Genomic DNA, 11,192 nt, shown 5'->3' with positions numbered 1-11,192 from the left:
GGCGCCGAAGCGGGCGAGGAAGTGCTGCGCCAGCTCCGGGATGTCCTCGCTGCGCTCGCGCAGCGGCGGCACCCAGATCGGGAACACATTGAGCCGGTAGTAGAGGTCCTCGCGGAAGAGCCCGTCCTTGACGAGCTGGATCATGTCGCGGTTGGTCGCGGAGATGAGGCGGAAGTTGACCCTGACCGGCTTCTTGCCGCCGACCGGATCGATCTCGCCCTCCTGCAGCGCGCGCAGCAGCTTCACCTGCGCATCGAGCGGCAGCTCTCCGATCTCGTCGAGTAACAGGGTGCCGCCGTCCGCCTCCTGGAACTTGCCGACGCGCCGGTCGACGGCGCCGGTGAAGGCGCCCTTCTCATGTCCGAACAGCGTGCTCTCGACGAGGTTCTCGGGGATCGCGCCGCAGTTGACGGTGACGAACGGACGGCCAACGCGCTCGCTCTCGCCCTGGATCGCGCGCGCGATCAGCTCCTTGCCGACGCCGCTCTCGCCTTCGAGCAGCACGGGGATCGAGGATGCCGCCGCGCGCTTTCCGAGCGCGACCACGCGCTGCATGCCTTCGCCGTGCACGATGAGGTCGTCGAAGGTCAGCGTGCCTTCGGTCTTCTTCTTGATGCGCGAGATCTCCTCCGACAGCGCCTCGATCTTCATGGCGCTCTTCATGGAGACCTCGAGCCGCTCGGGCGAGGCGGGCTTGATGACGAAGTCGACGGCGCCGAGCCGGATGGCGCTGATCGCGGCGTCGACCGATCCGTTGGCGGTCAGCACGATGACGGGCGGTGCAGCCTTGCCCTTGAGCCGTTCGAGGACGGCCATGCCGCCCATGCCCGGCATGACGAGATCGAGCAGAACGAGGGAGATGGTACCGCGCTCGGGGCCTTCGAGCACCTCGAGCGCCTGCTCGCCGGACATGGCTGAGCGGGTCTCGAACCCGAACCGCTTGATGGTCTCTTCGAGAAGGCGGCGCTGAGCAGGATCGTCGTCGACGATGAGGATACGCTTTGCCATGGTCACTCGTACACAACACGAACTTGGGCAGTGCCGGGGCTCACGCTTGCGCGTCCCGCCATGAGACGCGGGGCCGACCGGCAACTCGACAGAGCCAGACTGCCCCACAAGGGTAAACAAGCTCTTGCGAATAAGCCCACCTTGATCCTTTTTTGATCAGACGGAGCACGGTGCCTGCGCCAGCCCGCCCACCGGAGCAGGCTTTACGGCAGCGCGACGCAACGCTCTTGCGGCTTGAACTCGCGGCCGAGACCCCGCAGATTAAGCTTTCATTTCCCCAATGACTGGAGCCCACCTGATGACGCCGATCTCGCGCGCGCCCCTCGTTTCGGACCTCGCTTGGCCGAATGCCCCGAGCGGATCGGGCACCGAGGCGCGCGATCTCGGCCCCGTCCCCGAGTGGGACCTGTCCGATCTCTACAAGGGCATCGACGATCCAGCGGTCGCCGCCGACCTAGAGCGGGGGGCGGCGGAGGCCAAGCGCATCAAGGAGCGCTATCAGGGCAAGCTTGCGGGCTTGGCGTCCAACGGCGCCGCCCTTGCCGAGGCCATCGCCGCCTACGAGCAGTTGTCCGACCTGATGGGCAAGCTCGGCTCGTTCGCGGGGCTTCTCTACGCGGCGAACCAGGCCGACCCCGCGCGCGCCAAGTTCTACGGCGACATCTCCGAGAAGCTGACCCGCATCTCGACCGACCTCATCTTCGTCGAGCTGGAGCTGAACCAGATCGAGGAACCGGCGCTCGAAGGCGCTATGAGCGACGCCAATCTCGCGCGCTTCAAGCCGTGGCTCGAGGACCTGCGCAAGGAGAAGCCCTATCAGCTCGACGAGAGGCTGGAGCAGCTCTTCACCGAGAAGGGCCAGACCGGCCGCGGCGCCTTCAATCGCCTGTTCAGCGAGACCATGACCGGCCTGCGCTTCAACGTTGAGGGCGAGCCGCAGCCCTTGGCGCTCGAGGCAACCTTGAACCTGCTCTCGGACCCCGCCGCGCCGCGCCGCCACGCCGCGGCCGACGCGCTTGCCAAGGTGTTCAAGGACAACATCCGCCTCTTCACGCTGATCACCAACACGCTCGCCAAGGACAAGGAGATCTCCGACCGCTGGCGCGGCTTCAAGGACGTGGCCGACAGCCGCCACCTCGCCAACCGCGTCGAAGCGCCGGTGGTGGACGCGCTCGTCTCGAGCGTGCGCGAGGCCTATCCGCGCCTCTCGCACCGCTATTACGCCATGAAGGCGCGCTGGCTCGGCATGGACCGGCTCTCGCACTGGGACCGCAACGCGCCCCTGCCCGACAAGCCGGAGCAGATCTTCACGTGGGCTGAGGCCGAGGGCATCGTGCTCGCCGCCTACGGCGCGTTCGCGCCCGACATGGCGAGCGTCGCCAAGCAGTTCTTCGACAAGCGCTGGATCGACGCGCCGCTGCGCGAGGGCAAGACGCAGGGCGCCTTCTCGGCGGCTACAGTACCGTCAGTCCACCCCTATGTGCTGATGAACTACCAGGGCAAGCCGCGCGACGTGATGACGCTCGCTCACGAGCTCGGTCACGGCGTGCATCAGATGCTGGCGCGCGACCAGGGGCCGTTGCTGGCGCCCACCCCGCTGACGCTCGCGGAGACCGCCTCCGTCTTCGGCGAGATGCTGACCTTCCGCGCGCTGCTGGCCGAGACCAGGAGCCCGCGCGAGAAGAAGGCGATGATCGCCGGCAAGGTCGAGGACATGCTGAACACGGTCGTGCGCCAGATCGCGTTCTACCAGTTCGAGCGCAAGGTGCACGAGGCGCGCCGCAAGGGCGAGCTGACCAGCGACGAGCTGAACGCGTTCTGGCTCGAGGTGCAGGGCGAGAGCCTTGGCCCGGCGATCGATCTGAAGCCCGGCTACGAGGTGTTCTGGACCTACATCCCGCACTTCATCAACTCGCCGTTCTACGTCTACGCATACGCGTTCGGCGACTGCCTCGTGAACTCGCTCTACGGCCTCTACCAGGAGGCGCATCCGGGCTTCGTGACCAAGTACTTCGACCTCCTGAAAGCAGGCGGCTCGAAGCACCATTCTGAGCTGCTGGCCCCGTTCGGCCTCGACGCCACCGACCCTGCCTTCTGGAGCAAGGGCCTCAAGGTCATCGAGGGCATGATCGACGAGTTGGAAGCCATGGACCGCGCCAATGCGTGACGGTCTCCGATCCGGTGGATGCGTCGCCGGCTTCGCTGGGCGGGCATGCGGCGGGTCGTAGGACAGCGATCGCCGCTGCGGTGGCGTGGTCTGGATCCCGGCCTCCGCCGGGATGACGTTTCGCATGGGTCTGCCGCCTGCCCCATCATTCCGTCACTCGGCGAAGGCCGGAGTCCAGACACGTCGAAGGATGGCAAGGGCCTTCCTTCCGCTGGATCGTTATACATTCTGTACAACGTAGTTTGCCTGTGTTATACGGTTTGTATAACACAGCGCGGAGCGACGGCCATGAAGCTCGAGATCAAGAAGATCGGCAACTCGACGGGACTGATCCTGCCAAAGGAGCTTCTCGCGCGCTTGGGCCTCTCCCAGGGCGACCAGGTGCTGGTGACGGAGACGCCGGACGGCATCAAGATCTCCCGCTACGTCCCCGACTTGGAGCAGGGGCTGGAGATAGCCCGGAAAGCGATGAAGACATATCGCGCGGCGCTCACCGAGCTGGCCAAATGAGCTCGCGTACAAAATGACCGAGCCTGTCTGGCTTTTCCCGGAGCTGGTCATCGCCTTCCACGACGAGCAGCTCCGGGAGTTCGGCGGCCCTGCCGGCATCCGCGATCTGGGCATGCTCGAATCGGCGCTCGACCGCCCGCGAAATAAATGGTCCTACGGCGAGACGGATCTCGCCGCACTCGCGGCTGCGTATGGGTTCGGCATCGCCAAGAACCCCCCGTTCGTCGACGGCAACAAGCGCGCCGCACTCCTTTCGATCGTGACGTTCCTCGGCCTCAACGGCATTGATTTCGTGGCCGACAACGCCGAGGCGGTCGTGATGATCCAAGGCCTTGCGGCCGGCGAGATCGACGAGGAAGGGCTCAAGCGCTGGATCCGCGACAACTGGCCGGGCGGCGCCTGACGGCGTGCCCGCTCAGAAGCCCAAATGTCGCGGTGTCAAGATGAAACCGTGCCGCGCGCTCCGAATTTGACCGCTTACGAGCCCTCCCGAACAGGCGTATAAGCGCCGGCATTTCGCTGCTGGGCAGCAATATTGGAAGAGGCCTGATCGTGGCACGCGCTAAGGCCACCGATTTCGGTGGCGAGCCCGGCGAGGCGCACTCGACGAATTTTTGGACGCTCGTCATAGGATCGATCGGCGTCGTCTATGGCGACATCGGTACGAGCCCGCTCTATGCCTTCCGCGAGGCTGTGCGCGCGGCCAGCAGCGGCAGCCCCGCCAACACCGAGGCGGTGTTCGGCGTGCTCTCGCTCATCTTCTGGGCGCTCATTCTCATCGTGACGCTGAAGTACGTGATCGTGCTCCTCCGCGCCGACAACAAGGGCGAGGGCGGTACGTTCGCACTCATGGCCCTCGGCCAGTCCGTCGCCAAGCGCAGCTCGCCGCTGCTCCTGGGCCTCGGCATAGCGGGCGCCTCGTTCTTCTACGGCGACGCTGTCATCACGCCGGCCATCTCGGTGCTTTCCGCCGTTGAGGGTCTGACCCTCGTGTCCCCCGTGTTCCAGTCGTGGGTGATCCCTCTGGCGCTGATCATCATCGTGGGTTTGTTCGCCGTGCAGTCTCACGGAACCGCCCGCATGGCGCAGTTCTTCGGGCCGCTGACGGTCGTCTGGTTCCTGGCTCTCGCCGGCGGCGGCCTGCTCCATATCTTCGACAACCCCGGCGTGGTCGGAGCGCTCAATCCCTGGTACGGCGTGCGCTTTCTCGCCACGCACGGGCTGCTCGGCCTGACCGTGCTCGGCCTGGTCTTTCTTGCCGTCACGGGCGCCGAGGCCTTGTATGCGGACCTCGGCCATTTCGGCCGCAAGCCGCTCCAGGCCGCCTGGCTCGGCTTCGTGTTCCCGGCGCTGATGCTGAACTACCTGGGACAGGGCGCGCTCGTCCTGTCCAATGCCGACGCGCTTGAGAACCCGTTCTACCGCCTCTATCCCGAATGGGCGCTGGTGCCGATGGTCGTGCTGGCCACGGCGGCCACGGTCGTGGCCAGCCAGGCGGTGATCACGGGCGCCTTCTCGCTCGCGCGCCAGGCCATTCAGCTCGGCCTGCTGCCGAGGTTCTTTATCCGCCACACGTCCGAGAGCATGGCCGGGCAGATCTACCTGCCACGCGTCAATTGGCTCCTGCTCGCCGGAGTGGTGATCACGGTCATCAGCTTCAAGTCCTCGTCAAGCCTGGCGACCGCCTACGGCGTCTCGGTAACCGCCACGCTGGTCATCAACTCGCTGATGGCTTTCTTCGTCGTCTGGCGATACTGGCGCTGGCCGCTGTGGAAGGCAGCCGCGCTCATGGTGCCGTTGCTCCTCATCGAGCAGACGTTCTTCGCCGCCAACATCATGAAGCTCGTTGAGGGAGCCTGGTTCCCGCTGCTCATCGCCGCCGTGGTAAGCCTTGTCATGGTCACCTGGGTCAAGGGGTATCGGATCCTGACCAAGCTCACGCGACGCAACGAGGCGGACCTCGACTGGCTCGTCCGCAAGCTCGAGGCGAAGCCGCCGGTGCGCGTGCCGGGCACCGCGATCTTCCTGTCGGCCGATGTCAACGCCGCCCCCACGGCCCTGATGCACAACCTGAAGCACAACCGCGTGCTGCACGAGCGCAACTTCCTGCTCTCGATCCGCACCGAGGAGACCCCGCGCGTGCCGCGCCACGAGCGCGTCACCATCGACCGTTCGAACGAGACCTTCATCCGGATCGTCGCGTCCTACGGCTTCATGGAGACGCCGAGCATTCCGAAGATCCTGGATAGCTGCCGCCGCAAGGACCTGAACATCGACATCGGCGCCACGTCGTTCTTCCTCTCGCGCCGTTCGCTGCGGACCACGACGCGGTCGGAGATGCCGCGCTGGCAGGAGCGTCTGTTCATCTGGCTGGCGCGCACCGCCGAGGACGCGACGACCTACTTCCAGATTCCGACCGACCGCGTGGTTGAGGTCGGCACCCAGGTCGCGATCTGAAGGAAAAGCGGCGCTGAGCGAGCGCTTGAAAAAGTCCCTCATCCGCCCTTTCAGAGCACCTTCTCCCGTCCCGGGAGAAGGAAGGATGCGGAGCCCGTCGCACGCTCGCGGCCCCACTTTCCTCTCCCGGGACGGGAGAGGATGCCCATCTCGCCGAAGGCTCGCCTTCGGCGAGATGGGCGGTGAGGGACGTGCCACGTTCGGGCACGGCGCCGCCCAAAGGCGCTAGTCGCCGAGCACCTCGGCCACGTCCTTGCTGGCCGGCACGAGGTTGACGCTCTCGCCGCAGCCGCAGGCGCCGGTCTGGTTCGGGTTGTTGAACACGAACGTGGCCGAGAGCTTGTCGGTCTTGTAGTCCATCTCCGTGCCGAGCAGGTACAGCACGGCCTGCGGATCGACGATGACCCGCGCGCCGTCCTGCTCCACGACCTCGTCGAATTTGCCGACGCTGTCGGCCCAGGTCATGGTGTACTCCATGCCGGCGCAGCCGCCTTTCTTCACGCCGATTTTGAGGCCGGCGACCTCCGGCCCTTTCGATTCCATGATGGCGCGCACGCGCTCCGCGGCGCGGGGCGTCAGCGTCAGGACCTTCGGCCGGGGCCGGCGGGCAGGAGTGGAGGTCTGGTCGGTCATATTGTGCTGCTGTCCTGGTTCAAGGCCGGGAAGTGACACGAGCTTCACACCGAATATAGCGCGCGTCGCACGCCTTTGCGAGATGGGCTCTTGGCACGGCAATGTCTCAAAAAGAGGGGGTCCGGGGGATCTTCCCCGGCGTGGGTGCGGGGCACGAGCCCCGCTCGCGAAGCGACGTCCCGCATCCACATGCCCGCTCAGAACATGTTGAGGGCAAGCCGCGCCTCGTCCGACATACGGCTCTGGTCCCAGGGCGGATCGAAGGTCAGCGTGACTTTCGCGCCGGAGACGCCCGGAACGGCGCTAACCGCGTCCTCGACCCACTGCGGCATTTCGCCGGCCACCGGGCAGCCCGGCGCCGTGAGCGTCATCTCGACCGCCACCTCCCGGTCGTCGCTGATGTCGATCTTGTAGATCAGCCCCAGCTCGTAGATGTCGGCCGGGATCTCGGGGTCGTAGACGGTCTTGAGCGCGGCCACGATATCGTTCGTCAGCCGCTCCAGCTCCTCCGGAGGCAGCGCGGACTCTTCCTGCGGAGGGGTGCTCTCGGGAGCCGCATCGGCCGCCGTCTTGGCGGCCTCCTCCTGGGGCGTCTCCTGCTGGGTCTCCAACTCGCTCATGGCGAACGCTCTGCTCCCATCCTTAGGCGAAGAACTCGCGGGCGCGCGTCAGGGCCGCAACCAGTGCGTCCACCTCCGCCTTGGTATTGTACATCGCGAACGACGCTCGGCAGGTCGCCGTGACGCCGAGCCGCTCCATCAGCGGCTGCGCGCAATGGTGACCGGCGCGGATGGCAATGCCCGAGCGGTCGATGATGGTCGACACGTCGTGCGGATGCAGCCCATCGATCGAGAACGCGTGGATTGCGCCCTTGCCCGGGGCGGTGCCGTGGATCGTGAGCCCAGGCACCTCCTGCAGCCGCTCGAACGCGTAAGTGCCGATCTCGGCCTCGTGTTGGGCGATCCGGTCGCGCCCGACCTGCATCATGTAGGAAAGCGCCGCCCCCAATCCAACCGCCTCGACGATAGCCGGCGTGCCGGCCTCGAAGCGGTGCGGGGCGCGGCCGTAGGTGATGCGATCCACCTCGACGATCTCGATCATCTCGCCGCCGCCCTGGTAGGGCGGCATGATGTCGAGATACTTCTTCTTGGCGTAGAGCACGCCGATGCCCGACGGCCCGTAGGTCTTGTGCCCGGTGAAGACGTAGAAGTCGGCGTCGAGGTCCTGCACGTCCACGGGGAGATGCACCGCCGCCTGGCTGCCGTCCACCAGCACGGGAATGCCGCGCGCGTGCGCGATCTCGATCACCTGCTTGATCGGCACAACCGTGCCGAGCACGTTCGACATGTGCGTCAGTGCGACGATCTTGGTGCGCGGCGTGAGCAGCCGCTCGAACTCGTCGAGCAGAAGTTCGCCCTTGTCCGAGATCGGCGCCCACTTGAGCACCGCGCCCTTGCGCTCGCGGTGGAAATGCCAGGGCACGATGTTCGAGTGGTGCTCCATGATCGAGAGCACGATCTCGTCGCCCTCGCCGATCTCGAGCGCCCCGAACGAGGACGCGACGAGGTTGATCGCCTCCGTCGCGTTGCGCGTGAAGATGATCTGGTCGACGGACGGCGCGTTGAGGAACCGGCGAACGGTCTCGCGCGCCTCCTCGAAGCGCTGCGTCGCGGTGTTGGAGAGGTAGTGCAGCCCGCGGTGCACGTTGGCGTACTCGAAACGGTAGGCATGGTCCATCGCCTCGATCACCGGCAGCGGTTTCTGCGCCGAGGCGCCGTTGTCCAGGTAGACGAGCGGCTTGCCGTAGATCTCCCGGTAGAGGATCGGGAAGTCCGTGCGGATGCGCTCGACGTCGTAGGGCGCCGTCGGGACGGGCGGTGTCTTGCCGGTCTTCTTTCGCGTGGCCGTGGGCATATGGCGTCCTTCCTCTCCCGCGCCGGGAGGCGAGTTACTTCCCGGCACTCTGAGCTTCCCTGGCGAGCCAGCCGCGCGCAAGGGCGCGCAGCGCGTCCTGCACCTCCTCGGGCTCGGCCTTGTCGATCGCCTCGCCGATGAAGCTCTCGACCAGCATGGCTTGCGCCTCCGCCAGCGGGATGCCGCGCGAGCGCAGGTAGAAGATGAGCTCGGGGTCGATCTCCGCCGAGGTCGAGCCGTGCCCGCAGATCACGTCGTCGGCATAGATCTCGAGCTCGGGCTTGCTGTCGAACTCGGCATCCTGCGAGAGCATCAGCGCCTGCGCCATCTGCTTGCCGTCTGTCTTCTGCGCGTCGGGGCGCACGATGACCTTGCCCTGGAACACGCCGCGCCCACGGTCTGCAAGCACGCACTTGACCAGCTCCCGGCTCGTGCAGTGGGGCACCGCATGGTCCACGACGAGCGTCGTGTCGGCATGCCCGTGGCCGCTGACGAGCTTGGCCCCGCCGAGATCGAACGAGGAATGCTGGCCGCGGAACGTGACGGCGAGATCGTTGCGCACCACGCCGTTGCCGACAACCATCTCGAACGGACGATAGCTGGCGTTGGCACCGAGCCGCGCCACCGTGCGGCCGAGGTGGATCGAGCCCTCGCGGGACGCGACCAGCTTGACGTGCACTACCTCTGCGCCGTCGCCGATCACGAGTTGCGTCAGCGTATTCACCTGTCGCGGCGCGTTCGGCACGAGATGGGATTCGACGAGCACGATCTTCGCGCCCTTGCCGACGCGCACGACGTTGCGCGTCGCAACCGTGCGCGATTCGCTACCGGCGTCGCCGAAGATGAGCGCGATCGGCGTGTCGATTTCGCGGCCGTTCGCGATGTCGATCACCGCGCCGTCCGTGAACAGCGCCGTATTGAGCGCCAGCGTGCTGTCACCCACGTGCCCGCCGACCTCGCTGATCTCGGCTTCGAGCCACGGCGGCGGATGATCGGCAAGCCGCGCAAGAAAGGCGCCGTCCACCTCGGAGATGGCCGAGAGGCCCGCTTCGCCCGCGCCTCGCCCGTCGACGAAGACGGCAAACGCCTTCGCGAGATCGGCGCCCGCGAGTGCATCGCGGACGAGCTCCTCGATGGCCGCCGGCTTCGGCAGCACCGCGTCCGTCGCCAGCGGGAACGCCTCGCGCATGAATGCGCGCAGGTCGGTGAACTTCCATTCCTCGACGCGCCGGTGCGGCAGTCCTTCGGCGCCAAACGCGCCGATGGCGGCACGACGAAGCTGACGCAGCCAGTCGCCGCCGGGCAGGCTCCGCTCAGCTTGCGCGAACGCCTCCGCCAGCGCCGTCTCGGCCTTGGTCTTGAGCACCTGCACGGGCGCTGCGCGCCCCTTGGTCTCCGTTGTGATCTGTTGCGCGATGCTCATGGGGTTACGCCGCCTTGCCCTGGTATGCCGCATAGCCGGACTTCTCGAGCTCGAGCGCGAGATCCTTTCCGCCCGACGCCTGGATGCGCCCGTTCGAGAGCACGTGCACGCGGTCGGGAACGATGTAGTTCAGAAGTCGCTGGTAGTGCGTGATGACGAGCATCGCCCGGTCGGGGCTTCGAAGCGCGTTGACGCCCTCTGCCACGATCTTGAGCGCGTCGATGTCGAGGCCGCTGTCCGTTTCGTCGAGCACGCAGAGCGAGGGCTCGAGCACGGCCATCTGCAGGATCTCGGCGCGCTTTTTCTCGCCGCCGGAGAAGCCGACGTTCACGGGCCGCTTCAGCATATCCATGTCGATGTTGAGCTGTTCCGCCTTGCCGCGCACGAGCTTCAGGAACTCGGGCGTCGAGAGCTCCGCCTCCCCGCGCTTCTTGCGCACCGCGTTGGCGGCCGTGCGCAGGAACGTGAGCCCGGCGACGCCCGGGATCTCCATCGGATACTGGAACGCCAGGAACACGCCCTTGGCGGCCCGTTCATCGGGCTCGAGCTCGGTGAGGCTCTCGCCGTTCCAGAGGATCTCGCCCTCAGTCACCTCGTAGCCGTCACGCCCTGCGAGCACATGCGCGAGCGTGGACTTTCCGGAGCCGTTCGGCCCCATGATGGCGTGCACCTCGCCCTTCGGCACGGTGAGCGAGAGCCCCTTGAGGATCTCCTTGTCCTCGTCTTCGAGCTTCACGTGCAGGTTCTTGATCTCGAGCATTCTCTTACCTCTGCAACTTCAATTCGGCCCGCCGTCGGCCGTAGTTCTTCTCCCTCTCCCCATTCTTATGGGGAGAGGGAATGATCATCCGACCGACCCTTCCAGCGACACGCCGATGAGCTTCTGCGTCTCGGCCATGAACTCCATCGGGAGCTGCTGCAGCACGTCGCGCACGAAGCCGTTGACGACGAGGGCCACGGCCTCCTCCTCGGAGAGCCCGCGCTGCTGGCAGTAGAACAGCTGGTCCTCGCCGATCTTCGAGGTGGTGGCCTCGTGCTCGAAGATCGCGGTCGCGGTCTTGGCCTCGATATAGGGGATGG

General features: G+C 66.3%; 11 protein-coding genes. 4 read left to right on the top strand and 7 right to left on the bottom strand.

All coding sequences use genetic code 11. The features are described from left to right. Nucleotides 1-1,008, bottom strand: a 1,008-nt coding sequence (locus tag IT540_RS08605) for a sigma-54 dependent transcriptional regulator (RefSeq protein WP_291175855.1), incomplete at its 3' end; no start/stop codon positions are given. A gap of 298 nt (nt 1,009-1,306) precedes the next feature. Here IT540_RS08605 and IT540_RS08600 point away from each other — a divergent pair. The 4 genes from IT540_RS08600 (at nt 1,307) to IT540_RS08585 (ending at nt 6,142) form a co-directional block, all read left to right on the top strand. Beyond that, a complete protein-coding gene (locus IT540_RS08600) occupies nt 1,307-3,175 on the top strand; it encodes a M3 family oligoendopeptidase (protein ID WP_291175853.1) in 1,869 nt (622 codons plus the stop codon). A 288-nt stretch (nt 3,176-3,463) separates the two neighbouring features. Further along, entirely contained in the window at nt 3,464-3,685 is a 222-nt protein-coding gene (locus tag IT540_RS08595; protein ID WP_291175851.1) for an AbrB/MazE/SpoVT family DNA-binding domain-containing protein, read from the top strand. A 13-nt stretch (nt 3,686-3,698) separates the two neighbouring features. After that, the gene (locus IT540_RS08590) at nt 3,699-4,088 is read left to right on the top strand and encodes a type II toxin-antitoxin system death-on-curing family toxin (RefSeq protein WP_291175848.1); all 390 of its coding nucleotides are present in this window, start codon (nt 3,699-3,701) and stop codon (nt 4,086-4,088) included. A 149-nt stretch (nt 4,089-4,237) separates the two neighbouring features. Beyond that, nucleotides 4,238-6,142: a potassium transporter Kup gene (locus tag IT540_RS08585; RefSeq protein ID WP_291175845.1), complete on the top strand. Its 1,905-nt coding sequence runs from the start codon at nt 4,238-4,240 to the stop codon at nt 6,140-6,142. A 225-nt stretch (nt 6,143-6,367) separates the two neighbouring features. Here IT540_RS08585 and IT540_RS08580 read toward each other — a convergent pair whose 3' ends face one another. The 6 genes from IT540_RS08580 to IT540_RS08555 all read right to left on the bottom strand — a co-directional run. Further along, nucleotides 6,368-6,775 carry an iron-sulfur cluster assembly accessory protein gene (locus tag IT540_RS08580; protein ID WP_291175842.1) on the bottom strand — a complete coding sequence of 136 codons (408 nt, stop codon included), beginning with the start codon at nt 6,773-6,775 and terminating at the stop codon, nt 6,368-6,370. Between the two features lie 197 nt (nt 6,776-6,972). Continuing rightward, on the bottom strand, nt 6,973-7,395 hold the full coding sequence (locus tag IT540_RS08575; protein ID WP_291175839.1) for an SUF system Fe-S cluster assembly protein: 423 nt from the start codon (nt 7,393-7,395) through the stop codon (nt 6,973-6,975). 22 nt (nt 7,396-7,417) lie between these two features. Then, nucleotides 7,418-8,689 (bottom strand): cysteine desulfurase, encoded by a 1,272-nt coding sequence (locus IT540_RS08570; protein WP_291175836.1) that lies wholly within the window; start codon nt 8,687-8,689, stop codon nt 7,418-7,420. Between the two features lie 34 nt (nt 8,690-8,723). Beyond that, a complete protein-coding gene (gene sufD / locus IT540_RS08565) occupies nt 8,724-10,112 on the bottom strand; it encodes a Fe-S cluster assembly protein SufD (RefSeq protein ID WP_291175833.1) in 1,389 nt (462 codons plus the stop codon). 4 nt (nt 10,113-10,116) lie between these two features. Next, on the bottom strand, nt 10,117-10,872 hold the full coding sequence (gene sufC, locus IT540_RS08560; RefSeq protein WP_291175830.1) for a Fe-S cluster assembly ATPase SufC: 756 nt from the start codon (nt 10,870-10,872) through the stop codon (nt 10,117-10,119). 84 nt (nt 10,873-10,956) lie between these two features. Beyond that, the coding region (locus IT540_RS08555; RefSeq protein ID WP_291175827.1) for a SufD family Fe-S cluster assembly protein at nt 10,957-11,192 on the bottom strand (236 nt) is incomplete at its 5' end.

This window comes from Hyphomicrobium sp., from assembly GCF_020852195.1.
In the GTDB taxonomy this organism is placed as follows: domain Bacteria; phylum Pseudomonadota; class Alphaproteobacteria; order Rhizobiales; family Hyphomicrobiaceae; genus Hyphomicrobium_C.
Note: the sequence above shows the minus strand (reverse complement) of the source record. Positions and strands in the feature narration are given on the sequence as shown.